The sequence below is a fragment of the Pseudomonas petroselini genome, from assembly GCF_045037875.1.
Lineage (GTDB): Bacteria > Pseudomonadota > Gammaproteobacteria > Pseudomonadales > Pseudomonadaceae > Aquipseudomonas > Aquipseudomonas petroselini.
In genome coordinates this window covers 2,101,662-2,127,411 of record NZ_CP173614.1, presented here as the reverse complement: position 1 = coordinate 2,127,411, position 25,750 = coordinate 2,101,662, and the positions used below count along the sequence as shown (strand labels likewise).

Annotated in this window: 31 protein-coding genes; 8 read left to right on the top strand and 23 right to left on the bottom strand. The window is 59.7% G+C overall.

Annotation, left to right across the window (positions count from 1 at the left end):
- Window positions 1-55: 55 nt before the first annotated feature.
- The 21 genes from ACI512_RS09890 to ACI512_RS09790 all read right to left on the bottom strand — a co-directional run bounded on the left by ACI512_RS09890 (window position 56) and on the right by ACI512_RS09790 (window position 14,269).
- Window positions 56-556, bottom strand: coding sequence for a CinA family protein (locus tag ACI512_RS09890; protein WP_012722520.1), 501 nt, complete (start codon window positions 554-556; stop codon window positions 56-58).
- An 81-nt stretch (window positions 557-637) separates the two neighbouring features.
- Window positions 638-1,138, bottom strand: a complete 501-nt coding sequence (locus ACI512_RS09885; protein ID WP_236381919.1) for a lysis system i-spanin subunit Rz — start codon at window positions 1,136-1,138, stop codon at window positions 638-640.
- Window positions 1,126-1,683, bottom strand: coding sequence for a glycoside hydrolase family 19 protein (locus ACI512_RS09880; protein WP_236381921.1), 558 nt, complete (start codon window positions 1,681-1,683; stop codon window positions 1,126-1,128). Before ACI512_RS09880 ends, ACI512_RS09885 begins: the two co-directional genes overlap by 13 nt.
- Window positions 1,684-1,704: 21 nt before the next feature.
- Window positions 1,705-2,715, bottom strand: coding sequence for a contractile injection system protein, VgrG/Pvc8 family (locus tag ACI512_RS09875; RefSeq protein ID WP_236381923.1), 1,011 nt, complete (start codon window positions 2,713-2,715; stop codon window positions 1,705-1,707).
- A gap of 9 nt (window positions 2,716-2,724) precedes the next feature.
- Entirely contained in the window at window positions 2,725-2,937 is a 213-nt protein-coding gene (locus ACI512_RS09870; protein ID WP_231809605.1) for a tail protein X, read from the bottom strand.
- On the bottom strand, window positions 2,930-3,313 hold the full coding sequence (locus ACI512_RS09865; protein ID WP_046034453.1) for a phage tail protein: 384 nt from the start codon (window positions 3,311-3,313) through the stop codon (window positions 2,930-2,932). Before ACI512_RS09865 ends, ACI512_RS09870 begins: the two co-directional genes overlap by 8 nt.
- Window positions 3,313-4,464 (bottom strand): glycine zipper domain-containing protein, encoded by a 1,152-nt coding sequence (locus tag ACI512_RS09860; protein ID WP_236381925.1) that lies wholly within the window; start codon window positions 4,462-4,464, stop codon window positions 3,313-3,315. The genes ACI512_RS09865 and ACI512_RS09860 overlap by 1 nt, the downstream gene beginning before the upstream one ends.
- Before the next feature lie 6 nt (window positions 4,465-4,470).
- On the bottom strand, window positions 4,471-4,596 hold the full coding sequence (locus ACI512_RS09855; protein WP_012722513.1) for a hypothetical protein: 126 nt from the start codon (window positions 4,594-4,596) through the stop codon (window positions 4,471-4,473).
- Window positions 4,593-5,165: a phage tail assembly protein gene (locus ACI512_RS09850; RefSeq protein WP_046034451.1), complete on the bottom strand. Its 573-nt coding sequence runs from the start codon at window positions 5,163-5,165 to the stop codon at window positions 4,593-4,595. Before ACI512_RS09850 ends, ACI512_RS09855 begins: the two co-directional genes overlap by 4 nt.
- A gap of 52 nt (window positions 5,166-5,217) precedes the next feature.
- Complete coding sequence (locus tag ACI512_RS09845; RefSeq protein WP_012722511.1) at window positions 5,218-5,724, bottom strand: phage major tail tube protein; 507 nt, start codon at window positions 5,722-5,724, stop codon at window positions 5,218-5,220.
- A complete protein-coding gene (locus ACI512_RS09840; RefSeq protein ID WP_012722510.1) occupies window positions 5,724-6,890 on the bottom strand; it encodes a tail protein in 1,167 nt (388 codons plus the stop codon). The genes ACI512_RS09845 and ACI512_RS09840 overlap by 1 nt, the downstream gene beginning before the upstream one ends.
- Before the next feature lie 2 nt (window positions 6,891-6,892).
- The gene (locus tag ACI512_RS09835; protein ID WP_064054914.1) at window positions 6,893-7,084 is read right to left on the bottom strand and encodes a hypothetical protein; all 192 of its coding nucleotides are present in this window, start codon (window positions 7,082-7,084) and stop codon (window positions 6,893-6,895) included.
- Window positions 7,085-7,138: 54 nt separating this feature from the next.
- Window positions 7,139-7,567, bottom strand: a complete 429-nt coding sequence (locus tag ACI512_RS09830; protein ID WP_236381927.1) for a phage tail assembly chaperone — start codon at window positions 7,565-7,567, stop codon at window positions 7,139-7,141.
- Window positions 7,568-7,569: 2 nt separating this feature from the next.
- The gene (locus ACI512_RS09825) at window positions 7,570-9,486 is read right to left on the bottom strand and encodes a phage tail protein (RefSeq protein ID WP_405121753.1); all 1,917 of its coding nucleotides are present in this window, start codon (window positions 9,484-9,486) and stop codon (window positions 7,570-7,572) included.
- Entirely contained in the window at window positions 9,487-10,116 is a 630-nt protein-coding gene (locus ACI512_RS09820) for a phage tail protein I (protein ID WP_012722506.1), read from the bottom strand.
- Complete coding sequence (locus tag ACI512_RS09815; protein WP_405121752.1) at window positions 10,113-11,108, bottom strand: baseplate J/gp47 family protein; 996 nt, start codon at window positions 11,106-11,108, stop codon at window positions 10,113-10,115. Before ACI512_RS09815 ends, ACI512_RS09820 begins: the two co-directional genes overlap by 4 nt.
- Entirely contained in the window at window positions 11,105-11,437 is a 333-nt protein-coding gene (locus ACI512_RS09810; protein ID WP_236381939.1) for a phage baseplate protein, read from the bottom strand. Before ACI512_RS09810 ends, ACI512_RS09815 begins: the two co-directional genes overlap by 4 nt.
- 9 nt (window positions 11,438-11,446) lie before the next feature.
- The gene (locus tag ACI512_RS09805) at window positions 11,447-12,058 is read right to left on the bottom strand and encodes a phage baseplate assembly protein V (protein WP_250947540.1); all 612 of its coding nucleotides are present in this window, start codon (window positions 12,056-12,058) and stop codon (window positions 11,447-11,449) included.
- A gap of 3 nt (window positions 12,059-12,061) precedes the next feature.
- On the bottom strand, window positions 12,062-12,577 hold the full coding sequence (locus tag ACI512_RS09800; RefSeq protein WP_236381316.1) for a hypothetical protein: 516 nt from the start codon (window positions 12,575-12,577) through the stop codon (window positions 12,062-12,064).
- A 21-nt stretch (window positions 12,578-12,598) separates the two neighbouring features.
- A complete protein-coding gene (locus tag ACI512_RS09795) occupies window positions 12,599-12,943 on the bottom strand; it encodes a phage holin family protein (protein WP_012722501.1) in 345 nt (114 codons plus the stop codon).
- 591 nt (window positions 12,944-13,534) lie between these two features.
- On the bottom strand, window positions 13,535-14,269 hold the full coding sequence (locus tag ACI512_RS09790; RefSeq protein WP_005785382.1) for an XRE family transcriptional regulator: 735 nt from the start codon (window positions 14,267-14,269) through the stop codon (window positions 13,535-13,537).
- Between the two features lie 266 nt (window positions 14,270-14,535).
- Here ACI512_RS09790 and ACI512_RS09785 point away from each other — a divergent pair, with 266 nt between their 5' ends.
- From ACI512_RS09785 to fdxA, 4 genes are all read left to right on the top strand, one after another.
- Complete coding sequence (locus tag ACI512_RS09785) at window positions 14,536-15,024, top strand: Panacea domain-containing protein (RefSeq protein ID WP_043204860.1); 489 nt, start codon at window positions 14,536-14,538, stop codon at window positions 15,022-15,024.
- Complete coding sequence (locus ACI512_RS09780; protein WP_064054909.1) at window positions 15,017-15,388, top strand: hypothetical protein; 372 nt, start codon at window positions 15,017-15,019, stop codon at window positions 15,386-15,388. Before ACI512_RS09785 ends, ACI512_RS09780 begins: the two co-directional genes overlap by 8 nt.
- A 169-nt stretch (window positions 15,389-15,557) precedes the next feature.
- Window positions 15,558-18,149, top strand: a complete 2,592-nt coding sequence (gene mutS, locus ACI512_RS09775) for a DNA mismatch repair protein MutS (RefSeq protein ID WP_236381317.1) — start codon at window positions 15,558-15,560, stop codon at window positions 18,147-18,149.
- A 142-nt stretch (window positions 18,150-18,291) separates the two neighbouring features.
- A complete protein-coding gene (gene fdxA / locus ACI512_RS09770) occupies window positions 18,292-18,615 on the top strand; it encodes a ferredoxin FdxA (protein WP_003208688.1) in 324 nt (107 codons plus the stop codon).
- Between the two features lie 493 nt (window positions 18,616-19,108).
- Here fdxA and apbC read toward each other — a convergent pair whose 3' ends face one another.
- Window positions 19,109-20,203: an iron-sulfur cluster carrier protein ApbC gene (gene apbC / locus ACI512_RS09765; RefSeq protein WP_012722496.1), complete on the bottom strand. Its 1,095-nt coding sequence runs from the start codon at window positions 20,201-20,203 to the stop codon at window positions 19,109-19,111.
- Window positions 20,204-20,375: 172 nt separating this feature from the next.
- Here apbC and metG point away from each other — a divergent pair, with 172 nt between their 5' ends.
- The 4 genes from metG (at window position 20,376) to ACI512_RS09745 (ending at window position 24,796) form a co-directional block, all read left to right on the top strand.
- Complete coding sequence (gene metG, locus ACI512_RS09760) at window positions 20,376-22,427, top strand: methionine--tRNA ligase (RefSeq protein WP_236381318.1); 2,052 nt, start codon at window positions 20,376-20,378, stop codon at window positions 22,425-22,427.
- Between the two features lie 57 nt (window positions 22,428-22,484).
- On the top strand, window positions 22,485-23,741 hold the full coding sequence (rsxB, locus tag ACI512_RS09755; protein WP_268947365.1) for an electron transport complex subunit RsxB: 1,257 nt from the start codon (window positions 22,485-22,487) through the stop codon (window positions 23,739-23,741).
- 126 nt (window positions 23,742-23,867) lie between these two features.
- The gene (gene nth / locus ACI512_RS09750) at window positions 23,868-24,506 is read left to right on the top strand and encodes an endonuclease III (RefSeq protein WP_102061671.1); all 639 of its coding nucleotides are present in this window, start codon (window positions 23,868-23,870) and stop codon (window positions 24,504-24,506) included.
- Between the two features lie 107 nt (window positions 24,507-24,613).
- Window positions 24,614-24,796, top strand: coding sequence for a PA3496 family putative envelope integrity protein (locus ACI512_RS09745; RefSeq protein ID WP_012722492.1), 183 nt, complete (start codon window positions 24,614-24,616; stop codon window positions 24,794-24,796).
- Window positions 24,797-24,880: 84 nt separating this feature from the next.
- On the opposite strand, the gene ACI512_RS09740 is transcribed toward ACI512_RS09745, so the two are convergent.
- Complete coding sequence (locus ACI512_RS09740) at window positions 24,881-25,513, bottom strand: response regulator transcription factor (RefSeq protein ID WP_012722491.1); 633 nt, start codon at window positions 25,511-25,513, stop codon at window positions 24,881-24,883.
- Window positions 25,514-25,750: the final 237 nt, after the last annotated feature.

Sequence of the window (25,750 nt, the reverse complement as noted above, 5' to 3'; positions counted from 1 at the left end):
GGCGGCCAACACCTGTATAAGTAGACAGTATTGTTCCACAAAGATCGGAGATCGCCTACCCCTGATTTTCTATTTCTGCTGCAGCTCGTCGCAACAAGCCCTCTAACGCGGCCTTTACCGTTTGTCGGCGGACCTCGTCGCGGTTGCCGGGGAAGTGCTGCAGCTCGGCCGTCAGCTCGTCACCAACGCCAAAGGCCAGCCATACAGTGCCCACCGGTTTGTCCGGCGAACCACCGTCCGGCCCCGCCACGCCGCTGACCGCCACCGCAAATCGCGCGAGGCTTTTTTCCTGTGCACCACGGACCATCGCCTCCACCACTTCCTGGCTGACCGCGCCGACTTTTGGAAACAACGTTTCCGGCACATTCAACTGCCGGGTCTTCTGGCGGTTGGAATACGTGACGTAACCCGCCTCGAACCAGGCCGAGCTTCCCGGGACCCGCGTGATGGCTTCCGCGATACCGCCGCCGGTGCAGGACTCGGCGGTGGTGACATGCGCATTGAGCACCTGCAAGCGGCGACCCAGTTCAGCAGCCAATTGAGTGATTTCCTTCACGGTCGTCTCCAGAAGTGGGCGGGGATTTGCCTACCCTACAGGAGCAAATCGCTCATGCAAGCGACAGACTGGAACAAGAGATTAACGGGCGACCGCGCGCACATAGGCCTGGCAGGCGCGCAAGGCAATCAGGGCGTTGTCTCCGTCGTCGGTGATGCCGATAATTCGCTGAGCATGCGCCGGGTCAAGTCGGGCTCGCGTGGCTGCATGAACCACGCTGCTGGCGGGGGCGGAGGCTGGCATTGTGCAGCCACTGGTGGACTCGGTGGCGTCGAGAAGGACTGACAACCGCACATCAGCAGTGGCCAGGCGGTCGCGCAGAGCAGCCTGGTGACGTTGGGCATCGCTTAACTCCCGCGCATGGTGTTGGTCACTGGCGTTGAGCTGTTGCTCAAGGGCCAGCCGTTTGGCGTGTTCAGCCTGCTGTTGATGCAAGGCTGCCTGGCTTTGCGCAGATAACGCCTGCGCCTGCGTCATTAACACATGTTCAAGCTGCGCAGCATGGCGCCAGGCCTGCACCTGCCAGGTCAGCGCCACCAGCAAGCACGCGCCGATGAGGCGGCTTACGCCTAAGAAGCGCATAACACCGCCTTCGCCCGCGCCCACAAGCGTAAACGGTCTTCCAGGCCATTGAGCCCGCCGTTGATACGCCGCGTGATGGTGGTGAACTGATCCTTATCCGCCAGCTCGTTCAGGCCATTGCTCTGCCAGAACCAGGCGGCGGACTCGGCGGCCCATTGGGGTTGCTCCAGCAACACCGGCTCACGCAATAATCGTTCATCACCGAACAGCGCCTGGCTGCAAGCCAGGTAATTGCGCCGACCGGTGATCTGGATCAGCCCGCGGCCTCGGTACTTTTGGCCATCGCCATCCGGCTCGGGCGTGTTGCCCAAGCGCGCAGCCAATGCACCGGTATCGTACTTGCTCAAATAGGCGTCACTGCCGAGTTCGCGCACGTAGTGCAGTTCGCCGGACTCGTGGCCGATCTGCGCGAGAAAAGCAGCGGCACGCTGCATGCTGTTGATTTCGTAACGAATAAAAGCCGCATTCAACGCGGGTAAAAAAAGGCCCGCTACACGGCGGGCTCCTGGCATGATTTGAATCAATTGAGGCTGAGTTATCACCACCACACTCACCTTGAAAGCCCCCTAGGTGGACAAACCACCGGCCGTGATCGAACTGCGATAACCCGTCACCGGGTCGCCCACATTGATGACCTTGGTTATCGACCATTGCCCCTGCATGTACGTCGGCCAGGTGTCGTCCAGGCGCAACAGCCCTTCGGCGGCCAACAACGGGTTGCCGGGGCAATCGATCAACAGCTCCAGCCCCTCCCGCCCCACACGGCGCAACTCACCTTCGGCGACGGCACGCGCTTCTTCTTCGTTCTGACACCGCTGGCGCACGGTCTTGAACGGCGCGACCCCGATCTCAACCACGTGCTGCTTGCCCCCGGCAACATCCCACCAGGTGACACGGCTGCCCCCGTATTTGGAGCGCGCGTTGTCGTTGAGCGTGGCGGTGATGAAGGCGTGGTCACCGGGGCGGTTGTCCTGGGTCACGGACAATTTCACCTCCGGCAGTTGTTGAAGGGACAGCGATTTGACTTGCCCGGCCTCTGCCAGCACATACAGCTCGTTGAACGGTTTGGTCACCGCGCTATAGCGCCTGGCCAGACGCGTGATAAACGCCATATCGCTTTCGTTGGATTGGTCGATGTGGGCAATCGGAATGCCCTCCAGCGACGGCGCCACACGCGGTGAAAAACCATGCCGGCCGACCAATTGCCGAAACAGCGCCCCCAGGGTGGTAGGCCCGTAACTGGCGGAACGACGCTGACGGTAGCCGTGTGGGTCGCCCACGCTGAAAGGCGCGGCCGTCGCCACGATCATCAGGCGCATGGGAAACAGCACGGGGGTTCGCTGGGTGATGACGAACTCGCCCTTCTCTACCAGCCCCGACTCGGAGTAACCCACGCGCATGCCGACCTTGCCGCTCAAGCTTGGCAGGCCTTCAAGGCCTTCGATATTGAGCGTCAGTTCCAGCCGGTCAGACTCTATGCCCGCCGCGTCAGTGTGACTCCAACGCATGATGCGTTGATTGAGCAACGCCGCGTTGGCGCCGTAAAACTCCACGATCGGCGTAAATCCCTGTGCCATAAAACCTCCTCAATCCCATGCCAGAACAGGCTGCAACGCAGTCGGCCGCGATTGCATTTCAGGCACGCTCACCCACACACCGGCCGGAAGCACCGGACCGTACTCGGCAAGGGCCGGGTTCAGGCGCCACAAGGTTTCTTCGGCGCCATCATCGCAACGCCCAAGCTCGCGGTAGAGCAGCAGGTTGACCGAATCACCGGCGATACTTCGCACTCTACGCATTGACGAATTCCTCCAGCTCAAGGCTCCAGGTCATGACCATGGCGGTGCCGTCATCGATCACATTGTTCTGGGTTTCCATCACCGAGTTGATCCGCCACAAGCCCCAGTTACGGCCGATCCCATCCACCAGCGGCAACGGCGTGCGCTGATTTTGCAGCGCGCGCAATTCATCCAGTCGCTGCATACCGATGCCGTACATGGCCGTGCCACTGAACGTAAGTTTTTCCAGCTTCTGGCCGCTCTGCCGCGACTGCGGCTTGCTGGCGATTATCGCCAGGTCGCTCCAGCCGCCATCGCTGCTACGGGCCAACGTGGAATAGGCAAACCCTCGGGAGAGGCCAAAAATAAAGGCGCCCAGTACCATTTGCTGTCGCATCAATCACCTCCTGGATCGGCCAAAGCCGCGTTGCGCCGGATCCCCAACGCATCGGTGAGCATCGGCACACATTGGAATTGCAGGGCCTGGATAACCTGGTTGACCACCTGCTGGGCGTCGGCAGGATTGACCCCGGTGATCTGGATACTGGGGGCGATCGAGACTTGAACGTTGTCCGGGCGCGCATGGTTGAGTTCTTTGCTGACCGCGTTCGGTGACGGCAAGCGATCACTCGAACCGAACAGTTTGTCCCCCAACCAGGCGCCCGCCTCACTGCCCAGCAGACCACCGATCGCGCCGCCGACGGCAGTGCCTACGCCGGGTAAAACCAGAGTGCCGATGGCTGCGCCGGCAGAGGCGCCGGCCCAGGCTCCACCGGCGGTACTCAGGCCGGAACCGATGGCGTTGGCATCGCCGTGGCGCACGCCCTGGATCACGTCCAGGGCGGCTTCGGCGGTTCTCAAGGGGGCGAGCCGCCGGATGCCGACGGTTCCGAGTGTGGCAACGGTATCGGTCAAGGCCCCCGAGGGGCCGTTTGGCAGGTTGGGCCTTGGCGCTGCGATGTTTGCCCCGGCAAAAGATTGAACGCCTTGCGAGGCGACACCCGGCTGAATGCTGGGTGGCGAGCTGCCCAGGGCCTGACGGGTTTGCCCGAACAGGTTAAGTAGGCCTGAACCACGCCCACCGATTTTTTTGCGACCTTTGATCTTCTTGCTGATCGGGTCCAGAAGCCCGTCAATGGCCTTTTCTGCGAGTTTGCCTTTCAGCGCATCCCACAATTCGCCGCCAACAGCCTTGACCATGCCCATCACAGCCCCCTCAGCGGGCGCCTTGGGTTCATCTTTCAACGCACTCGTGGCGACATCAGCCGCCCTGGGCGCCAGGGAATCGCTGTTGATGAACAACGTACTGTTAAGCGTCTCCAACGTCTCGCGCAGTCGCACTTGCTCTTGGGTCAAGGCGTTGATGTCCACACTGAGTGTGACCAGCGTAGAGCGCAGCTCCAACTGTGGCTGCGAGGCAGCCTCCAGGCTCACAGGTGCCGCGGCACTGGCGGAAAACGGTGCGAGCACATTGCCGAGATCGGCCTCGCCGATCATCCAGCGGAAGTCCTCCTGGGCGAGCTTGATCCCATATTTAGTTTCCTGCATCCCGCTCTACTCCTGTTTAACCCCAAGGCGAGTGATCGCGATGTCGTAGCGGCGCAACGCTTTGGCGGCATCCCAGTCGAGGATCTCCGCTTCAGTTACCGAGTAAACCAGCGGCACCACATCGAGAATCACTTCGATGTCGCGTTGCGAAAGAAGGCCGCCGGTTGATTTAAAAAATCGTCGATGCGCGCCTGCAGTTCGGTCCAGTCGGGTACGGTCAAGCCGGCAAGATCAGGGATCATCAAGCCACTGCAGTGAGCGGTGATGAACTCGGCGCGCTCTTTGTTGGTGGCGAGTTTCTTCATCACCTTGGTCGCGCGCAGGGCGGGCATTTCCAAGGATAACTCGGTAAAGGTACGGCCGGCAGCATCGAGGGGCAGCAGCAAGTGGACGGGCTGGTCGTGGCCCGATTCCGCCGGCGTGCCGAGGAAAAACGACGCGGGACGTGTCGACATCTCGTGTACGTATTGGGCAATGGTCACGTAGTCCGGGCGCTTGAGTTGGTCGAGCTCTTTTTCCGACAGGCCGGTGGCGAGTTTCGCCAGTTCGAAGAACTGGTCATCCTCGTCATCACCGGCCCGGGCCAGCGCTTCTTTTTGCGCGGCGTAGTACAGCGGCTTGAGTTGCACCTGTTCGATCGTCGCGCCGGTGTCGGCGTTGATCGGCGAGAGCAGGCGGTGCAGCGGTGGCATCCAGGCCATGGGGCAGCTCCTTGGTGAAGTAGGGGGGGCGAGCGAACCCGCCCCCGGGGGATTACGGCATCAGCACGGCGCGGCGGGCATCGCCGAGAATGTCGACGCCGTTGAGCACGAACTTCTGGGTGCGCACGTCGATGTCGATCACCGGAATGCCGTTTTCCAGGCGGTTGTAGGTGCGGCAGGACAGCTCCAGCGTGGTGGTGGCCTTGGTATTCATCACCATCGCCGCCTCGCTCAAGGATTTGAGCTTGCCACCAACGGTGTGGTAGGTGAAATAGGTCTTGCCGTCCTGGTCCTGGCCGGCTTCACGCACGTTGAGCAGGATGTCATCGCCCAGGCGCACGCCCAGGGCCAGCATGATTTCCGGGCCGGCACCTTGCAGGATCAAGGTGGCGGTCAAAGGCTTGCCACTTTTGGCCATTTCTTCGGCAATGAAACGGCCGCCGGTCATGGCTTCCATTTCGAACTCGATCTTCGGCGGCGTGAAGGAGTCCACCGTCGCGGACAACGGCAGGCCTTGAAGGGTGGCCGCAATGGCCTGTCTGACTCGGTTGGTAAACATTAGAGAACGTCCTCCAGGAACTGCTCGATGATTTCATCGCGGGCATTGAGTTGATAAATCATGTGTTCGTTTGGCGCGTAGCGGCCGTAGTCGATGACGATGAACCAGGTGCCGTTCTTGTACTTCTCGACACTGTTCAACTCCGGGTGCAGGTACACGCTGCCGCCAGGGATGGTTTCGTCGGCGACCAGGGTTTGCAGCCAATCGTTGATGCGCTTGACCTCTTGGTCCATGAAGGACTTGGTGAGGTTCTTGGCCATGGCTTTCTGGCCGGCCTTGACCAGCTTGCGGCTGATGGCGTCTTCGAGGCCGACGTAACTGATGAACTTGCCGGTGATGGAGCGGTTACCCAGCAGCGAGAAACCGCCGAGAATGGTGCGGGCGTAGTAGCTCACGCCATAACGGTTGAGCAGGTCGCCTTCGGTCGAAGTGTCGAGGATGTTGTACTCAACCACGCGGGAAACGTCCTCGGCGAACGTCACCTGATTGCCCGGGCTTTCCCATTGCTTGACCTTGGCCAGCGCCGCGATAGCCAGGGACGATGGCGCGAGGAACACGTTCTTCTTCGCCGCCTTGGAGTACACCGACGGCATGTTGTGCACCAGCAGGCAACGGTCGAAGCCCAGGTCGGCACCGCCCAGTTCTCCGCTGTAGGTCACTTGGTCGGCAACGCTTGCGTCTTTGCCGTCCAGCACCACGCGGGCCTTGATGCGCTTGCCGAACGAGGCGAACTCGCCGGCCACGGCCTTGGTACCGGTAAAGCCCGGAGCCCCGATGATGGTCAGGTCTTCCGGCACGCTGGCCAGTGCAGCCAGGCCCAGCTTGCGACCGGTAACCGGCTCGTCACCGCCGATTACATTGTTGAGGGTGTCCGCCGGGGTCGCGCCCTCCTCCACGATCACCACATAGACCGGCACCTTGACCACCTTGAGGATCTGGTAGACCGCGTGGAACAGCGTGCCCGACTCGGTACCGGTGGGGTCCAGCAGTGCCTGGGTGGTGAAACTGTTGATACGGAACGGCGCGTTTTTCGGGATCGACGCATGGGCCTTCGGCGCAGTGCCGACCAGGCCAATCACGTTGTCACCCAGGCCACCCATGGCCTCGGGAGATTCAGTGGCATTCACGGTGATGCCGTTGTGCTCGAAGTTCAGAACCTCAGCCATGGTTAGTCAGCCTTCTTGGTAGTGGCCTTTTTGGCCGGGGTGGTGTTAAGGACGCTGGTGAGTTCCAGACGGCCAGCGGTGCGCAGGGCGGATGCTTCAACGTCCAGCAACTCCAATTCCTGACCGACGGTGGACCAATGGCCGGCGCCGGTGGGGAATGGGATGAGGACGGTGTAGGTTTGGCGGGTGGGCATAAGAGGGAATCTCCAGGCGAAAAAAAACCGCGGGAGGCGGTTTTGGGGGTGAGTTTATTCGGCTTGTTCGGCAAGCCAGGCAGGCGGCTCCGGGCGTTTTTCCAGACGGGGAAACTCTGCTGACTGCGGCCAGTCACGTAACACTTGTATGTAGCTCAACAGCGCAGCGAACTGATCTTGAACCAACGTCGTAGGGATACCCAGCTCCAACTGATCCCTATGCCTATCTCGTATACCGGTCGCGGACGTCAACTGTCGATCACGCCATGCGCGCTCCTTGGTGGCCATTTGCTCGCTGCTTAGCTCTGGCGGATCAATGGCGACAGGCAAACCTTGATGATCAGTCGCAATGATCTTTCCGGCGGCGTTTTCGGCACGAAGCTCGGCGTGACGCGCCTTGGTGATTTCCTGGCAGGCCTTGTCAGACGGCTCCATGCCGGGCAGATAAAAACCGCCCGTTTCTGCGCAATAAAAAATACTCATGGTTATTTTCCGATTCCGATAACGAACATGTCGCGGTTATTGGCAACTGCCGTGCCGATGTCCTGGCGATCCAGGATGACCGTAGTCTTGGTGAGGCTTCGGTACTGGGCGGAGATACCGTCGTCGACACGCGCAAATGACGAGTGCACCGCGCCAGAAATGGCATAGCACGCGTCGGGCCAGGCCAGTGGCCAAGTCAATGTGGTGAACTGGTCCGCCGCCAGAGATGCACGACCGTACTGAAGAAGCAGGCCGCCTAACCAAGTTGGAAACAGGATGTATCCACTGGCGGCGGTGAAGTTCATTGCGAAGCCGAAGCGCATTTTCTTCGGGGTGACGATTGTAGTGTCATCAATGCCTGCATCGGCTTGGGGTAGGGTGGCAGTTCTTGCAGTGCCTTGATTAACTTCGGTTGCTTGTGAGGCGAGTACCGAGACGTCGATCGTTCCTTGATTGATTGGCGCGTTCCACGCCTTGATGCACCACATGACAGCCAAGTTGCGTGGACGGGTCTCCGTCCCCCCTTCGGACTGAATATAGGTACTGCTTTTAGTTTGCGTACCGTTGGGGTAAATCGTAGTAAAGCCTCCTCCCGCAGCCGCCTCTCTGACAGTAACGCCGTGGTTATGGGCTTTGAACTGGTCACTCTGCCAGCTTCCTGGAACCCGGCCTGCGTCTACTCCCCGTCCATGGTCCCAGCCCCTCAGAAACTCACCGCGTGACTCAGGCAAGCGAAAGAACCCCGCTGCCTCGCTACCTGTATTGAAAGTGGTGCCAAGATACCTAGCCAGGTCTGGATAGGCGGCAATGCTTTGCACACTACCGTCCAACTCCAAATACCCCGGCGGTACAGCTGCTTTGGGAAATGGAACAATCGAGCCAACTGGAACAGCAGACTTCAATGCATCGAGCTCATTAACAAGCGCTGCAATATCAATATGTCCCTGATTAATAGGGGCATTCCATGCCTTAATGCACCACATCACAGCGATATTTCGCGGTCGCGTTTCACTTCCGCCTGCCGCACCAGTAATACGACCTGTTTGCGAAGTTGCATCATTCTGAGCAGCTATGGTGTCAGAGACACTATTTGCTGTACCGCCGCCCTGCATGGTGTCGTACTCATGCGTATGCGTTTTGAACACGTCAGTCTGAAAGCTACCGACTGAGCGCCCCGCATCCACTCCACGCCCATGATCCCACCCACGCAGAAACTCCCCACGCGACTCCGGCAGTCGAAAATTCCCAGCACCTTCGTCCCCCTTGTTGAACGCAGCCCCCAAGAACTTCGCCAAGTCCGGATAAGCCGCAACACTCTTCACGCTACCGTCAATTTCCAAGAACCCAACCGGGACTTTATCAACCGGAAACGCAACCATAGAACCCACCGGCAACGCCGAGGATTGAGCAATCAGCGTTTCAATCTCAGCCTTGGAATACGTCCCCTTCCCCAGATAATCCATCACCCAAGCCCGAGTCGCCTTCACCACCGTGTCGTCGATCAACAACGTCACAATCGCCGCATTACTCGTCTCGAAAATCGAGCGAATATAAAACTCCTTCCCCGATCCCGACGTCGCCAACACCGGCTTATACGACTCCGGGTATTTAACGATGGCATACAAAATCCCGGTATCCGTCCACAACCCAGCTTCGCGCACATACCAGCCGCCCACATCCGACGGGATGGTGACTTCGGCCATCAACCAGTTGGCGTTTTTCTCATCCTGGAATAAAGCGTTCAACGGCCCGCGCCAGACTTCGCGTTTCAGCGCTTTTGCGCTGGCATCAGGGTTATAGACAGCGCCGTTGCCGTCGCCGACGGAGATCTGCGCCAGTTTGATCGGCACGCCGGCAGCCTTGCAGGCGGTTTCGTAGGCGATCCCCGCGTCGGTGAGCAGGGTGTAATAGTCAGCCATTTAGTGCTCCTGTGGATAAAGGGTGGTGGTTTCGACGGTGTAGAGGCCGGCCGCCATAAAGGCGCGCCCTGAGGCCTCGACCCCTGCCAGCACGTTGGGATAGATCGTGGTGAGTTCGCCGCACAGCGTGGCGGCGCCGATGCTGTGGCGACCGGAGGCGCTCAGGCCCACGGAGATCGACAGGATGTCGCGCTCGCTTTTGGCGTCGGCCAGGCGGCGGTCGAGTCGGGCGTCGATGGTTTCGCTGTAGGGCAATTCGGTCCAGGCGCGTACGGCAAAGCTGTAGGGCACGCCGGGCGGTTTTTGCTCGTACCAGGCGCGCACTTCGGGGCTGAGTTGCAGGCCCTTGGCGGCGTTTTCCAGGGCTTGGCGGGTGCCGGCCTGCCGGGCGGTAGGCCAAGCGAGTTTGACGGTCAGGCGCTTCTCGGCCTCGGGGGCCGTGGTGCTCCATTCGTTCACCGCGCGGTCCGCTGCCAGGTAGGGCAAGAACGCCGCCGGTGTGTGATCCGGGTCCATCAGTTGAGGGAAGGGTGGCGTCACCCGTTCCAGCAAATAGCCGAAGCCCAGGTCCAACGCCTTTTCCAGCGGTGAGCTGTTGGCAGGCAACAGGCTCGCTTTGGGTTCACTCATAGCGTACGCACCTCCACCTCGACGCCCGTGCAGTACGGAGCCTGGAATGCCGAGCTGATGATCGGCTCCAGCGGTTCGAGGATCTGCAGTTGCGCGGCGCCGGCGCTGTGGATGGCGTAGTCGATCCAGCTTGGGTCGACTCGGCCTTCCAGGCGATGGCAGGAGTCGGCGTAGGTTTGCAGCAGTTTCTGAGCAGCCACTTGGGTCAACCCCGAATCAGGACCGGCGTTGATCTTGGCGACCACACGAATTTTATAGCGCTGGATCTGTGCCCCCTGGACGGTGACGAGATCGGTTTCCGGCCTTACATCGGGTCGTGCGAAATGTCGCCGTACGCCGTCAAGCAAATCGGCGGACGCGGTGCCATCACCGTCTCTTGAAAGCACAGTGACCATCACCTCGCCGGGGGCGGTGCGTCGGCCGTTGCCGTCCTTGACCTGAGCCGCATAGCCATCCGGGTCAAAGGTGTAGCTGACGGTGACCACACCCGGCGTGGCGCTTTGCACCTTGACCGACGGCCGCTCGCCCAGGGTGAACACCTCGCGGCGATATTGCATGCGCGAACCCGCCGCCGGGGCGTGTGGGGCCAGGTAGTAACGCAGGCGGGCGTCGTCGTCGCTTTCCAGCACCGGCGGCACCGGCGGGAAGGCGGCCGGGTCCCCGGGGTCGAGCACCTGGCGCTCCAGGCCCATGTCGGCCAGGCGTGCATCCAGGTTGCTGCCGGCGGCCCACCACGCCAGCATCTGTTTGATGCGAGCGTTGTACTTGCGCTCGTGGGTTTGCAGGCGCACGCAAAACGCTTCCAGGGCCAGGGTCAGCAGTTCGCTTTCATTGTCGAGGCTAACCTTGAGTTTGGCCGCGCTTTGCGGCGCGCGGATGGCGACGTAGTCGACCACGAAGGCCTTGAACTCGGCCAACAAGGGTTCGAACTCATCGACAGCGATGAGGGCCGGTTCCGCCAGTTGGTTCTGGCCAGGGATCAACATGCTCATGTCACGACCTCGAAGGATTGTTGGCGGTTTTTCCAGGTGCCGGCAAAACGCAGCAACAAACCGGCGCCCTGGCGGGTGGCGACGATGACCTGGGGTTGAAAGTCGGCGATGCCGTTCTGGGCGTTGTAGAACGCCTGCGCGGCGTGGCTTTGGGCGAGGATCAACAGGTCGCCGCCGAGGTTCTGGCCGAGCAGTTGCGGGATCATCGAGCCATACAGTGGGCGTTTCTGCCGAGTGCCCAGCGGGGTGGTCAGCGCTCGGGTGGCGCGCTGCACGAATTGCAGCCAGTCATCGACGGCTGCCCCGGTGTTCCTATCGATTCCGATCATGGCAAATCCTTATGCGCTGCTGATCACGCGGCCTTGGTGATCCACCACCGGGCCGCTCAAATGCACGCCGGCGGCATCCAGCAACACGCCGGTGGCGCCGAGTTGCAGGGTGATGCTTTGGGCATTCATGGTCAGGCTGGCGGCACCGACCTTGACGTCGACCTGCTCGCGGGAGCCGCTGAACGTGGTCGGGCCGTTAACCCAATTGAACAGGTGGCTGGCGTCGTCGTAGTCGCTTTGGGTGCCGTCCTGGTAGCGACGCCGCGTCAGCGACGCAACGGCGGACACCGACGGAAAGAGACTGCTGTTGAGGCCGAACAACGCCACCGACTGCGCGCCCCCTTCCCCACCGCCGTAATTGAGCAGCAGGCATTGTTCGCCCACTGAAGGAATGCGCGTTTCGGTTTGCGCTCCAGCGCTTGGGTTGAAAAATCGGATCGCCGGGCTGAGCAAATCACCGTGGCTGACCTTGCAGGTATTGCTGGCGGCGTCGACCTCCTGGCACACGCCAATCCGGCAAAAGCTCTCTGCGCGTCGATACAGGTCTTCCAACTGAGCTTCCATTTCCGCCAGGCGTTCGACGATCGGCCCCAGTTGCATGCGTAGCAGTGCATCGAACATGGGCTACTCCTGCAGCGGGCGATATTGGTCCGGATCGTCGATGTTCGTGACCTCCCACGTGCAGGCAAACAGCGGTTTGCCTGTGGGATCGTCGAGCAGTGACGGGCCGAGGTAGAGGTTTTGGCTGAAGGACACGCTCCAGGTGTCGTAGTCCGTTTCCACGCCGGTGAGTGCGGAAGGTGCCGCGACAATCGCGGTGGGCAGGTCGCACTGGTCTGGCGGCAAGCCCCAGCGGTTGTCCAGGGCCAGGTCCATCATTTGGCTGGCCAGGTCGCACGCGTCAAACGGTGCCGACCCGCTGGCGACCGTGGCCCTGAGTGACACCGACAAGGCATGGGCCTTACGCCCAGCAAAGGAGCGAACGCCAGGGCCGTTGCGCTCCACGCTGATCAAGATGCCGGTTTTATCGCCCGTGTCGGGAAAATCATGGTGATTGCCAACGCGCAGCTGTGGGAACGCGCTTTTCAGTGCGTCCCCAATCGCTATGGGCAATTGGGAAGGTTTTTCAAGAAGTGTCATCTGCTTGCATCCTTGCAGCGTTTACTGCTGATCCGGGCGAGAGGTCGGGGCCTCGTTGACCCCGATGCGCTTGGCCGCCCAGCGTTCATAAAGGCCGATGGCCACGTCCGCACCGGCCATGGCGGTCAGGCAACCGATGGCCCCGGCGGTCCAGATCGACATGCCGGCGGCGTAGCACAGCATCAATGCCGACACGCCGCAGACCATGCAAGCCCCGGAACGCAGCGCCAGGCGCCGTACCAGCGACCAACCACGGGCTCCCTCTTTGTCGGCGCGCCACATCTCGCCAGACACCCCGCCGATCAGGGCCAGTACGATGACCAGCCAGATAGGCATTTCCGCTAACGCTTGCTGCTCGTTTGTCATGTCACGCCTCCTGGCTGAGCACTACCGGCACAGAGCCGGCTCTTGGGTAAATCCATGTGTAGGTAGGCATTCCAAAAAGCCCGGTTGCCCGGGCTTTTCAGTAATGATGTCCTCGGTTTTTCGGCGCTACTGGCGCGGTACGGACCTTTCCTCAATGTTTTTCCGACCACGATCCCTGTCTGCCGGATAACTGCTTCTGGTGCTTTACGCTGCACACCCGGGTCAGTTGCCAACCCTCTGAACCGTTAAGGCCGGTTCATCGCTGCCTGTTCTTGAAGCGGTAACACTAAAGAGCGTCGGCATCCTTGCCGGTGTTGCCTGGCATCCCTGCCATCGCTCAGATGGCGTCCTTGCCGATGTTGCGTGCCTTCCTTGTCTTCCTTGGCAGCATCCTTGCCGCCTCCACCACCTTGTTGGCTGGCTTGAGACGAAGAATATGCATGTATGCATATACAGTCAATGCACAAATGCATTTATTTTTTACCGTGAATTGCACAAATGCATTTGCAGCCCTGCAGGTCGAGGGTTCGGTGGTTTCCCACAGGCGAAAAAAAGCCCGCTCATGGGCGGGCTTTGTCTTACGCAAGGAGGTTAACGGGCGTACATGCCCCACCAGAACACATGACCGAGGATGCTGATCTGCTCATCCTGGATATCCTGGAAGCTGTAGTCCTCATCCGGGTGTTCGTCGCGATTGAAACTGCGCAAGCGAATCCCGGAAGGCAGGCGATAGAGCTGTTTCACGCGCAATTGGCCATTGTGGTTGATGGCATACAAATCGCCATCAACGATGTCACCAATACCACTCTTGCCCGCGTTCACCCCGACCGTCGCGCCATCACGCAGTACCGGCAACATACTGTTGCCACGCACCGTCACGCACTTGGCCTGATCAAACTGCACACCGTTATGCCGCAGGCTGCGCTTGCCGAAACGCAGGCTGGCCTTCTCGCTTTCCTCGATGACGAATCTTCCTGATCCAGCAGCCAATTCAACCTCGCGCAGAAAGGGGATCGACACCTCGTCATCATTAACGGGCGTGTCGTCGTCCCACAGGCTTATGTCCTTGAGTTCCGAATGCATCGGGTCGCGCCCGTCATCGCGCAGGGCGCCCACCGCCGCGCGCCCGCGCAACTGGTCGGTGCTGACGCGAAAGTACTCGGCGATGCGGGAGATGTGCTTGTCCGACGGATCAACGATCTTGCCGCTGAGAATCCGGGACAACGTGGATTGAGGCACGCCGGTACGCCGGTGAAGCTCCGTGGGGGAGATCCGGTCGCGGTCCAGCAGTTCTCTTAAGACGATAGAAACGTTGCGTTTTTGCATAACGGGGATAATGGCGGGAGATTTTGGGGTTGGCAAATGCTAATTTGCATAATCTATGCATTTATCAGTATTCCGCTAAAATCCTCACGAAACACTGTCTATACAAACAGTATTCAGCCCACTATTATCCGCCACACTTGATTCAACTTTTCCAGCCTGCCCGGGATACGACACGGCGCCCGTCAACCGACGCCATTGCATGTCGACAATCCCGAGCCTATATATGAAACTCTATAACAACGTAGCCAGCCATTTCGGAGGTGCTCATGGCTTATTCAGCTCTAGCTGTTGCTAACGCCTTCATTGAACGCGCCAAAGAAGGCAAGCTTTCAGGCTTGACTCCAATGAAGCTTCAAAAGCTGCTGTTTTATACGCAATCCTGGCATCTGCGTGAAAGGGAGCTACCCCTTATGGATGATCACTTTGCCCGCTGGCAATACGGCCCGGTCATTCCATCGCTCTATCATGAGTTGAAGTCCTACGGCAGCCGCCCTGTGACGTCGCTGCTCAGCAACCTTAAACCCGACGTCGAAGACATCGTCTTCGTGACACCGAGAATTCCTGAAAGCGATACCTACGCCCAGCGTCTGATTGACCGCATTATCAATAAATACGGCAAGTGGTCAGGGACTCAACTGTCCAACCTCTCCCACGAGGAAGGTACCGCCTGGGCACTCAGGGGAGCGGATGGTTCCGCCATTGACTGGAAGGAAATGGCGGAGTTCATTCACCCAAAGAGCCGCAACCGTGAGTGAGGAACTCGACAACCTTGAGCTGACACTGCCCCCCGCATCAGGGCCCGACCAGGACTCCCAACCTGGGGGCGAGCAGGCAGTGGGTACTGACGATGAAAGAAACCAAAACCTGAAAGATCAGAAGGCCGAAAGGCAGCTGCGCAAGAAGTATGCGGGGCGTGCTTTCTGGTTTGCTGCCTGCGGCGTGATCTTTTGGGCGGTTTTGCTCGTGTGGAATGGTTGGTCAACTTACTATTCCGGCAAAGCTCCGTTTTCCGACAACGTGTTGATCGCTATCACCACCGCAACCTCCATCAACTTGTTTGCCGCTTTTCTCGGGGTTATCCGAGGCTTGTTCCCCGCCAGTGGCCGCAGGGCGAAGTAGCGGCGCCTGGAGCCTGCTCTCCACCTCTGGCTTTCGGCCTGCGTTTTACCTACCCGTTTGCGACCTGCGAAGCCCCGACCTCGCGTGTTAACCTTGCGCCCATTGCAAAATCGCAGGGCGGAATGCCCCACATTTGCCCCACTCCTTCAACGAATTTGCCTACGACCCAATGAGTAAAAATACGTCCGATCTGTCCTCCCACACGCCAATGATGCAGCAGTACTGGCGCCTGAAAAACCAGCACCCTGATCAGTTGATGTTCTATCGCATGGGCGACTTCTACGAGATCTTCTATGAAGACGCGAAGAAGGCTGCCAAGTTGCTGGACATCACCCTGACCGCGCGTGGGCAGTCGGCGGGGCAGTCGATTCCGATGTGTGGGATTCCTTACCATTCGTTGGAAGGTTATCTGGTCAAGCTGGTCAAGCTGGGCGAGTCAGTGGTGATCTGTGAGCAGATCGGCGATCCGGCCACCAGCAAGGGGCCGGTTGAACGTCAGGTAGTGCGCATTATTACGCCGGGGACGGTGAGTGATGAGGCGCTGCTGGACGAGCGTCGCGACAACCTGATCGCCGCGGTGCTGGGCGATGAGCGTTTGTTCGGGCTGTCGGTGCTGGATATCACCAGTGGCAACTTTACTGTGCTGGAGATCAAGGGCTGGGAGAACCTGCTGGCGGAGCTGGAGCGCATCAATCCGGTGGAGTTGTTGATTCCGGATGATTGGCCGAAGGATCTGCCGGCGGAAAAACGCCGTGGGACAAAGCGTCGCGCGCCGTGGGACTTCGAGCGTGATTCGGCGTTGAAAAGCCTGTGCCAACAGTTCTCGGTGCAGGACCTTAAAGGCTTCGGTTGTGAAACGTTGACACTCGCTATCGGTGCCGCCGGTTGCCTGCTTGGCTACGCCAAGGAAACCCAGCGCACCGCCCTGCCGCATTTGCGTAGCCTGCGTCACGAGCGTCTCGACGATACCGTAGTGCTCGATGGCGCCAGCCGTCGCAACCTGGAGCTGGACACCAACCTGGCCGGTGGGCGCGATAACACCCTGCAATCGGTGGTTGACCGCTGTCAGACGGCCATGGGCAGTCGCTTGCTGACCCGCTGGTTGAACCGTCCACTGCGCGACCTGACTATACTGCAAGCGCGACAGACCTCTATTACCTGCCTACTCGACGGCTATCGCTTTGAAAAGCTGCAGCCACAGCTGAAGGAAATCGGCGATATCGAGCGCATCCTGGCGCGGATTGGCCTGCGTAACGCGCGCCCGCGTGACCTGGCACGCCTGCGCGATGCCCTTGGGGCCTTGCCACAACTGCAAGTGGCGATGACCGAGCTGGATACGCCACACCTGCAACAGCTTGCGGTTACCGCTGGTACCTACCCGGAACTCGCGGCACTGCTGGAAAAAGCCATCATCGACAACCCGCCGGCGATCATCCGCGACGGCGGCGTACTCAAGACCGGTTACGACAGCGAGCTGGACGAGCTGCAATCCCTGAGCGAAAACGCCGGGCAGTTCCTGATCGACCTGGAAGCCCGCGAAAAGGCCCGCACCGGCCTGGCCAACTTGAAAGTCGGCTACAACCGCGTGCATGGCTACTTTATTGAGTTGCCGAGCAAGCAGGCTGAATCGGCACCGATCGACTATCAACGTCGCCAGACCCTCAAGGGCGCCGAGCGCTTTATCACCCCGGAACTCAAAGCGTTCGAAGACAAGGCCCTGTCGGCCAAGAGCCGTGCCCTGGCGCGGGAAAAAATGCTTTACGAGGCGTTGCTCGAGGACTTGATCAGCCAACTGGCGCCGCTGCAGGACACTGCGGCAGCCCTGGCCGAACTGGACGTGCTGAGCAACCTGGCCGAGCGTGCGCTGAACCTTGACTTGAACTGCCCGCGTTTTGTCAGCGAGCCGTGCATGCGCATCGTGCAAGGTCGCCACCCGGTGGTAGAGCAAGTGTTGACCACGCCGTTCGTCGCCAACGACCTGTCGCTGGACGACGATACCCGCATGTTGGTGATCACCGGTCCGAACATGGGCGGTAAATCCACCTACATGCGCCAGACCGCTTTGATCGTGCTGCTGGCGCATATCGGCAGCTTCGTGCCGGCGGCCAGCTGCGAGCTGTCACTGGTGGACCGGATTTTCACCCGCATCGGTTCCAGCGATGACCTCGCCGGTGGCCGTTCGACCTTTATGGTGGAAATGAGCGAAACCGCCAACATCCTGCACAACGCCACCGAGCGCAGCCTGGTGCTGATGGACGAAGTGGGCCGTGGCACCAGCACCTTTGACGGCCTGTCCCTGGCGTGGGCGGCGGCCGAGCGCCTGGCGCACTTGCGTGCCTATACGCTGTTCGCCACACACTACTTCGAGCTGACAGTGTTGCCGGAAAGTGAGCCACTGGTGGCCAACGTGCACCTGAATGCCACCGAGCACAACGAGCGCATCGTGTTCTTGCATCACGTGCTGCCGGGGCCTGCCAGCCAGAGTTACGGCCTGGCCGTGGCACAACTGGCCGGCGTGCCAAACGATGTGATTACCCGCGCCCGCGAACATCTCAGCCGCCTGGAAACCACGGCCCTGCCCCATGAAACCGTGGTCACCAGCCCAACCAAAGCCACCAGCAAACCGGCCGCACCGCATCAGAGTGACATGTTCGCCAGCCTGCCCCATCCGGTGCTGGATGAGTTGGCAAAACTTGACCTGGACGGCTTGACGCCCCGTAAAGCGCTCGAAATGTTATATGCACTGCAGGTTCGGATATAACGCAGACGCTTGCAAGCTGGTAGACTCTCGCGCGGTTTGGGATGCTGTGGGCTTTTAGCCTGGCCTGCAGACTATCGCTCCCGAACCTCGCGAGCCCTGCCACAAAGGGTTTCGCTGCCGCCGCCTGAGGAGAAAATTAGAAATGACCTTCGTCGTTACCGACAACTGCATCAAGTGCAAGTACACCGACTGCGTCGAAGTGTGTCCGGTGGACTGCTTCTACGAAGGCCCGAACTTCCTGGTTATCCACCCGGACGAGTGCATTGACTGCGCCCTGTGTGAGCCTGAATGCCCGGCCGTCGCTATTTTCTCCGAGGACGAAGTCCCGGCAGAAATGCAGGAATTTATTCAGTTGAACGTCGAGCTGGCGGAAATCTGGCCGAATATCACTGAACGCAAAGACCCGATGCCGGATGCAGCGGAGTGGGATGGCAAAAAAGGTAAGATTGCAGACCTCGAACGCTGATAGCGTTGCCCCCCTAAAAGGCCCCTTGCGGGCCTTTTTGCGTTTCTGGAGGGCGGGTTTCACTTTTCTACAGGCAAAAAAAAGGGGCGGTATGACCCGCCCACATTTTTCCCTAGTCCCTGTATTCCTTTTCATCATCCTGATGAATCGCATCCTGCGACATTCCTTCAAACCATCGTTCCTTGATGGCTGTGCCAATCCGTGGACACAGGGCTGATCTTAGAGAGTTCCAAAGTAAGTTCAACGGGATGCACGCCGCCGGCCGGCAACCTTTCGTGTCAAACAAAGAACAATTAATTGTTATATTTCAATTAGATAGAAAAATCTCTCAGGATTTTGGGACGTACATGGCGGATGAAAAAACCAAACACTTACGGAAAAGTAAGCAAATGCTTACACCACCCACTGCGTAAAAGCGCCGTCGCGACTGCTTGACCACTCTCCACACATGAAAAAGCCCCGACACAGTCGAGGCTTTTTCCCTTCATTAACCTCAGTCGTCGCTGACGGTAATGGTCGGCATCGCGGGCGTCGCCGCCTCTTGCAGGACGATCCGCGCGCCCACATGACGCGCCAACTCCTGATAGATCATGGCGATCTGGCTATCCGGCTCAGCCATGACGGTGGGCTTACCGCCGTCAGCCTGCTCGCGGATCGACATCGACAGCGGCAGTGAAGCCAGCAGCTCCACGCCGTATTGGGTCGCCAGCTTCTCGCCGCCGCCTTCGCCGAACAGATGCTCGGCGTGGCCGCAGTTGGAGCAGATGTGGACCGCCATATTCTCCACGACGCCCAGCACCGGGATATTGACCTTGCGGAACATCTCCACGCCTTTCTTCGCGTCGAGCAGCGCCAGGTCCTGGGGCGTGGTGACAATCACCGAGCCGGCCACCGGCACCTTTTGCGCCAGGGTCAGCTGGATATCACCGGTGCCTGGCGGCATGTCGATCACCAAGTAGTCCAGGTCGCCCCAGGCAGTCTGGGTGACCAGTTGCAGCAAGGCGCCGGAAACCATCGGCCCGCGCCAGACCATTGGCGTGTTGTCATCGGTAAGAAAGGCCATGGACATCACTTCCACGCCCAGTGACTCGATAGGCACGAACCACTTCTGGTCCTTGACCTTCGGCCGCGTGCCTTCGGCGATGCCGAACATCACGCCTTGGCTCGGGCCATAGATATCCGCGTCGAGAATGCCCACGCGCGCGCCCTCGCGGGCCAGGGCCAAGGCCAGGTTGGCCGCCGTGGTGGACTTACCCACACCGCCCTTGCCAGACGCCACCGCGACCACGTTCTTGACGTTGGCCAGGCCCGGGATCTGCGCCTGGGCCTTATGCGCAGCGATCACGCATTGGATGTCGACCTTGGCGGAACGCACGCCCTCGAGGCCCTCAATGGCCATTTGCAGCATCTGCGCCCAACCGCTCTTGAACAGACCTGCGGCATAGCCCAGCTCCATGTGGACCGACACCTGGTCGCCCTGGATTTCGATGGCACGTACACAGCCGGCGCTGACCGGGTCTTGGTTCAAATAGGGGTCGGTGTACTGGCGAAGGACGGCTTCCACCGCTGCGCGATTGACGGCGCTCATGGGCTACTCCCGAAAAAAGACTGACTGAAACAGGCGGCTATCCTAACCGTTCCAGCGGCTTAACGGCATGCTTTCGCAGGTTGGGAAGATTCGGAAACAGCGCCACGGGGTGAAATAAATTTCCCGGCGCTTTATAGTGGCCGACCTCCGTTTCATCAAGTAGCCGAGCCCCATGTCCGAGCCACGCAAGATCCTCGTCACCAGCGCCCTGCCCTATGCCAATGGTTCCATCCACCTTGGCCATATGCTTGAGTACATCCAGACCGATATGTGGGTGCGCTTCCAGAAGCATCGCGGCAATCAATGCATTTATGTCTGCGCGGACGACGCCCACGGATCGGCCATCATGCTGCGCGCCGAAAAGGAAGGCATCACCCCGGAACAACTGATCGCCAATGTGCAGGCTGAACACAGCGCCGACTTTGCCGAGTTCCTGGTCGACTTCGACAACTTCCACTCGACCCACTCCGACGAAAACCGCGAGCTGTCGAGCCAGATCTACCTGCGGTTGAAGGAAGCCGGGCACATTGCCACGCGCTCGATCACCCAGTATTTCGACCCGGAAAAGAAAATGTTCCTGGCCGACCGGTTCATCAAGGGCACCTGCCCGAAATGCGGCACCGAGGACCAGTACGGCGACAACTGCGAGAAATGCGGTGCCACCTACGCCCCCACCGACCTGAAGAACCCGAAGTCGGCAATCTCCGGCGCCACCCCGGTGCTCAAGGACTCCCAGCACTTCTTCTTCAAGCTCCCGGATTTCCAGCAAATGCTGCAAACCTGGACGCGCAGCGGCACCCTGCAGGACGCCGTGGCCAACAAAATCGCCGAATGGCTGGATGCCGGCCTGCAACAGTGGGACATTTCCCGCGATGCACCGTACTTCGGCTTCGAGATCCCGGGCGAGCCGGGCAAGTATTTCTACGTGTGGCTGGACGCGCCGATCGGCTACATGGCCAGCTTCAAGAACCTGTGCGACCGCACGCCGGAACTGGATTTCGACGCCTTCTGGGCCAAGGATTCCACCGCCGAGCTGTACCACTTCATCGGCAAGGACATCGTCAATTTCCATGCCCTGTTCTGGCCGGCGATGCTTGAAGGTTCGGGCTACCGCAAGCCCACCGGCATTGCCGTGCACGGCTACCTGACGGTCAACGGCCAGAAAATGTCCAAGTCCCGTGGCACCTTTATCAAGGCGCGCACCTACCTGGACCACCTGTCGCCGGAATACCTGCGCTACTACTACGCGTCCAAGCTGGGCCGTGGCGTCGACGACCTCGACCTTAACCTGGAAGACTTCGTACAGAAGGTCAACTCGGACCTGGTCGGCAAAGTCGTCAACATCGCCAGCCGTTGCGCCGGGTTTATCCACAAGGGCAACGCCGGTGTATTGGTGGCCGAGAATGCCGCGCCGGAACTGACCGACGCGTTCCTGGCCGCTGCGCCAAGCATCGCCGACGCCTATGAAGCTCGCGATTTTGCCCGCGCCATGCGCGAGATCATGGGCCTGGCCGACCGCGCCAACGCCTGGATCGCCGACAAGGCGCCGTGGTCGCTGAACAAGCAGGAAGGCAAACACGCGGAAGTCCAGGCGATCTGCGCCACGGGCGTCAACCTGTTCCGCCAGTTGGTGATCTTCCTCAAGCCGGTGCTGCCGTTGCTGGCCGCCGATGCCGAGGCGTTCCTCAACGTCGCGCCGCTGACCTGGAACGATCACACCACCCTGCTCAGCAACCATCAGTTGAACGAGTTCAAGCCGCTGATGACCCGTATCGACCCGGTGAAAGTCCAGGCCATGACCGACGCTTCGAAAGAAGACTTGGTCGCCAGCCAGACTGACACCGGCGAATCGGCACCGGCCGGTAACGGCGAGCTGGCCAAGGACCCGATTTCTGCGGAAATCGAGTTCGACGCCTTTGCCGCCGTCGACCTGCGTGTCGCGCTGATCGTCAAGGCCGAAGCCGTGGAAGGTGCCGACAAGTTGCTGCGCCTGACCCTGGACCTCGGCGGCGAGCAACGCAACGTGTTCTCCGGGATCAAGAGCGCTTATCCGGACCCGTCCAAGCTCGATGGTCGCTTGACCATGATGATCGCCAACCTCAAGCCACGGAAAATGAAGTTCGGTATCTCCGAAGGCATGGTGATGGCGGCCGGCCCTGGTGGCGAAGAGATCTACCTGCTGAGCCCTGACAGCGGTGCCAAGCCGGGTCAACGCATCAAGTAAGCCTATGGGCCTGTGGCGAGTAAATTAGGCCTATTGTAGGAGCCCGGCTTGCCGGCAATGGCGATCTCAAGGACGCTATCGCCGGCAAGTCGCGCTCCTACAAATCCATTACACGCCTGTTCGCTTAATCGGCATACCCGTGATCACAGCATGAACCTGATTCAACGTATCGACGCGCTGCTACCGCAGACCCAATGTGGCAAGTGCGGGCACCCGGGCTGCAAGCCTTACGCCGAGGGCATCGCACGAGGCGAGGCAATCAACAAGTGTCCGCCCGGCGGGCAGGAAACCATCGCCGGCCTTGCGCTGTTGCTGCGCGTGCCGGTGCTGGACCTCGATACCCGTCGTGGGGAAGCGCCAGCCCAGGTTGCGTATATCCGCGAGGCCGAGTGCATCGGCTGCACCAAGTGCATCCAGGCCTGCCCGGTGGACGCTATTGTCGGCGCCGCCAAGCTGATGCACACCGTCATCATTGATGAGTGCACCGGTTGTGACCTGTGCGTTGCGCCCTGCCCTGTCGATTGCATTGAGATGCACCCAGCGACCCGCGTGCTACCGATTGTGGGTGGCTTGGCGACCAATGATCGTGAGCATCATGAACGCGGCCTGAAACGTGACCGGGCTAGGCGGCGCTTTGAACAACGCAACGCGCGCCTGCAACGGGAAGAAGCCCACAAACTCGCCGAACGCCTGGCACGGGCCAAGCGCTCGGCGCCAACACAGCCCGTGCCAGCCGATGCGGCTCAGGCGGCCCAAGAGGCAGCGGTCAAGCAGGCTAAAATCACGCTCGCCATGAGCCGTGCCCAACTGCACAAATCCTTGAAGGCGTTCGGCCACCCGCCGACCTTTGAGCAGCAGTCGCAGTTGATCGTCCTGCAGCAGCAGTTCGAAGCAGCAGAGCAGGCACTTGCAGCATTGGAAGTCATCACCCCGACGACCCTGCCGCCGCCGAAAGACCCCGCACTCAAACGCGCAAAAATCCAATTGGCCATGCGGCGCGCCGAATTGAAAAAAGCCCAGGACCAGAACGCTGACGAACAGCAACTGGCAACCCTGAGCGCTGCGCTGTCCAGCGCGGAGCAAGCCTTGCACGATGCAGAGGCTGACAGTCAGCAGCCTCGGCCCGATTTGCAGCGCGTGGAAAAACGCCCCATCGACGCTCAACTGCGCCAGCTGAAAACCGCCCTGGCGTACGCCCGGGCGGAGGTGAGCAAACTACAACGCCAAGCGGGCGTAAATGCAGATCAACTGAAAGCCGCACAACACAGGCTTGAGGAAACGCAGCGCCAAGTAGACGCCTACGTCGAGGCGTGACCCGCTACGAGCGCTGCCGGGCGCCGTAACGATCGTTTATCCTGTTCGAGATAATTGCTCACAGAACCCAAGCCTAGACCCACTCTTCACATTGATGCCGAACGCCTGCAAGGAAACCACCGCCCCATGAACGCCGCAAAACGCTTGGAAATTTTCCGCAGGCTTCACGAAGACAATCCGGAACCCAAGACCGAACTGGCTTACACCTCGCCCTTCGAATTGCTGATTGCGGTGATCCTGTCGGCACAATCCACGGACGTTGGCGTCAACAAGGCCACAGCCAAGCTCTATCCCGTGGCGAACACGCCGGAGGCAATCTATGCCCTGGGTGTGGAGGGGTTGTCGGAATACATCAAAACCATCGGCCTGTACAACAGCAAGGCCAAGAACGTCATCGAAACCTGTCGCCTGCTGGTGGAACTGCACGGCAGTGAAGTGCCACAAACCCGCGAAGCCCTGGAAGCCCTGCCAGGCGTTGGCCGTAAAACTGCCAACGTGGTGCTCAACACCGCTTTCCGTCAACTGACGATGGCGGTGGACACTCACATTTTCCGGGTCAGTAACCGAACCGGCATTGCCCGTGGGAAAAACGTGGTCGAGGTGGAAAAGCAGTTGATGAAATTCGTGCCCAAGCCGTATTTGCTCGATTCCCACCACTGGCTGATCCTTCATGGACGCTATGTTTGCCAGGCGCGCAAGCCGCGTTGCGGCAGCTGTCGGATAGAAGACCTGTGCGAATACAAGGACAAGACATCCGACGATTGAGGGACCATTGGTTTTATTGATCGGTCGATTGAAAAAATCTTTTTTACCCGGTCATGGATTATCGTTATAAGGAGCGCCAACGGCAGTCTTAGCCCGGAGTGAACCTTATGAGCACTGGCAAAGAACAACTGGAAGTGGAAGACGACCTCGTTGAATCGGATGACGATGGGGCGGAGACGCCTGTGGCAGAGGTCGCCAAGACCAATTTGAGCAAACGCCGTACCATCGACAATCTTCTGGAAGAACGACGCTTGCAAAAACAACTGGCCGATTACGACTTCGATCTCTGATTGAGAGGTCGACGGCCGGAAGCCTCCCTGACGGAGGCTTTTTTCTGCCGGTTGCCCGGGCAACACGCGGTGGCATCCCCTCCTCTATACCAAGCCGTTACGCTGTGCCAGTTCGATCAGGTCGACGAGAGAGCGGGCGTTGAGCTTGAGCAGCAAACGCGTCTTGTAGGTGCTGACGGTCTTGTTGCTGAGGAACATGCCGTCGGCAATCTCCTTGTTGGTCCTGCCCCGGGCCAACTGCTGCAATACCATCATTTCCCGGCCGGACAGACGCTCGACCATATCGGCCTCACTGGCATTGCCCATGGTGGAGCGTACCGAGTTGAGCGCCTGGTTCGGGAAGTAGCTGTAGCCCGACAAGACGGCCTTGATCGCACTCAGTAACTCGGTCAGGTCCTGTTGCTTGCACACATAGCCGGCAGCCCCCGCCTGCATGCAGCGCATGGAAAAATGACCAGGGGCCTGGGACGTCAGCACCAGCACCTTGAACGGTGCAGCCTGCTTGGTCGAAGACAGGCGGCAAATAACTTCCAGGCCATCAAGTTTGGGTATCCCAATATCCAGTATGACAATGTCCGGCATATGCTCCCGTGCAAGTTGCAACGCATCGACACCGTTATCGGTCTCGGCAACGACCTCATAACCATGACGTTCCATTAGCATACGCACAGCAAGACGAATGACGGGATGATCATCCACGATCAGCACTTTATTCATGAGAAAGTCCAATTTCGCTGTTCGAATTATTTAGAGCAAGCACAATAGCCTAGTCGTTTCCTAGTTGGCATAGCATTCCCCCCCAAGCAACAGCAAGCAGAGACCCACCCCACAGCGATAAAGGAATTACCCTACAAAAAAACGCCATCTCGGACTTATCAAGCTTTATGGATCCTTTCAGACCTTTCTGGGGACTTACATATTTTGAGTGAAATATCCATGGGATATCAGGGGTCG

What these genes read in the sequence shown, in the direction of transcription:
- ACI512_RS09860 (WP_236381925.1), bottom strand. Translation starts at nt 4,464, where the DNA reads ATGCAGGAAACTAAATATGGGATCAAGCTCGCCCAGGAGGACTTCCGC.
- ACI512_RS09815 (WP_405121752.1), bottom strand. Translation starts at nt 11,108, where the DNA reads ATGAGCATGTTGATCCCTGGCCAGAACCAACTGGCGGAACCGGCCCTC.
- ACI512_RS09850 (WP_046034451.1), bottom strand. Translation starts at nt 5,165, where the DNA reads ATGGCCTGGATGCCACCGCTGCACCGCCTGCTCTCGCCGATCAACGCC.
- ACI512_RS09785 (WP_043204860.1), top strand. Translation starts at nt 14,536, where the DNA reads ATGGCTTATTCAGCTCTAGCTGTTGCTAACGCCTTCATTGAACGCGCC.
- ACI512_RS09825 (WP_405121753.1), bottom strand. Translation starts at nt 9,486, where the DNA reads ATGGCTGACTATTACACCCTGCTCACCGACGCGGGGATCGCCTACGAA.
- rsxB (WP_268947365.1), top strand. Translation starts at nt 22,485, where the DNA reads ATGGCGATCTCAAGGACGCTATCGCCGGCAAGTCGCGCTCCTACAAAT.
- apbC (WP_012722496.1), bottom strand. Translation starts at nt 20,203, where the DNA reads ATGAGCGCCGTCAATCGCGCAGCGGTGGAAGCCGTCCTTCGCCAGTAC.
- ACI512_RS09885 (WP_236381919.1), bottom strand. Translation starts at nt 1,138, where the DNA reads ATGCGCTTCTTAGGCGTAAGCCGCCTCATCGGCGCGTGCTTGCTGGTG.
- ACI512_RS09865 (WP_046034453.1), bottom strand. Translation starts at nt 3,313, where the DNA reads ATGCGACAGCAAATGGTACTGGGCGCCTTTATTTTTGGCCTCTCCCGA.
- ACI512_RS09875 (WP_236381923.1), bottom strand. Translation starts at nt 2,715, where the DNA reads ATGGCACAGGGATTTACGCCGATCGTGGAGTTTTACGGCGCCAACGCG.
- metG (WP_236381318.1), top strand. Translation starts at nt 20,376, where the DNA reads ATGTCCGAGCCACGCAAGATCCTCGTCACCAGCGCCCTGCCCTATGCC.
- ACI512_RS09840 (WP_012722510.1), bottom strand. Translation starts at nt 6,890, where the DNA reads ATGGCTGAGGTTCTGAACTTCGAGCACAACGGCATCACCGTGAATGCC.
- ACI512_RS09845 (WP_012722511.1), bottom strand. Translation starts at nt 5,724, where the DNA reads ATGTTTACCAACCGAGTCAGACAGGCCATTGCGGCCACCCTTCAAGGC.
- ACI512_RS09800 (WP_236381316.1), bottom strand. Translation starts at nt 12,577, where the DNA reads ATGACACTTCTTGAAAAACCTTCCCAATTGCCCATAGCGATTGGGGAC.
- fdxA (WP_003208688.1), top strand. Translation starts at nt 18,292, where the DNA reads ATGACCTTCGTCGTTACCGACAACTGCATCAAGTGCAAGTACACCGAC.
- ACI512_RS09745 (WP_012722492.1), top strand. Translation starts at nt 24,614, where the DNA reads ATGAGCACTGGCAAAGAACAACTGGAAGTGGAAGACGACCTCGTTGAA.
- ACI512_RS09820 (WP_012722506.1), bottom strand. Translation starts at nt 10,116, where the DNA reads ATGAGTGAACCCAAAGCGAGCCTGTTGCCTGCCAACAGCTCACCGCTG.
- ACI512_RS09835 (WP_064054914.1), bottom strand. Translation starts at nt 7,084, where the DNA reads ATGCCCACCCGCCAAACCTACACCGTCCTCATCCCATTCCCCACCGGC.
- ACI512_RS09805 (WP_250947540.1), bottom strand. Translation starts at nt 12,058, where the DNA reads ATGTTCGATGCACTGCTACGCATGCAACTGGGGCCGATCGTCGAACGC.
- ACI512_RS09795 (WP_012722501.1), bottom strand. Translation starts at nt 12,943, where the DNA reads ATGACAAACGAGCAGCAAGCGTTAGCGGAAATGCCTATCTGGCTGGTC.
- ACI512_RS09790 (WP_005785382.1), bottom strand. Translation starts at nt 14,269, where the DNA reads ATGCAAAAACGCAACGTTTCTATCGTCTTAAGAGAACTGCTGGACCGC.
- ACI512_RS09830 (WP_236381927.1), bottom strand. Translation starts at nt 7,567, where the DNA reads ATGAGTATTTTTTATTGCGCAGAAACGGGCGGTTTTTATCTGCCCGGC.
- ACI512_RS09740 (WP_012722491.1), bottom strand. Translation starts at nt 25,513, where the DNA reads ATGAATAAAGTGCTGATCGTGGATGATCATCCCGTCATTCGTCTTGCT.
- ACI512_RS09870 (WP_231809605.1), bottom strand. Translation starts at nt 2,937, where the DNA reads ATGCGTAGAGTGCGAAGTATCGCCGGTGATTCGGTCAACCTGCTGCTC.
- ACI512_RS09810 (WP_236381939.1), bottom strand. Translation starts at nt 11,437, where the DNA reads ATGATCGGAATCGATAGGAACACCGGGGCAGCCGTCGATGACTGGCTG.
- nth (WP_102061671.1), top strand. Translation starts at nt 23,868, where the DNA reads ATGAACGCCGCAAAACGCTTGGAAATTTTCCGCAGGCTTCACGAAGAC.
- mutS (WP_236381317.1), top strand. Translation starts at nt 15,558, where the DNA reads ATGAGTAAAAATACGTCCGATCTGTCCTCCCACACGCCAATGATGCAG.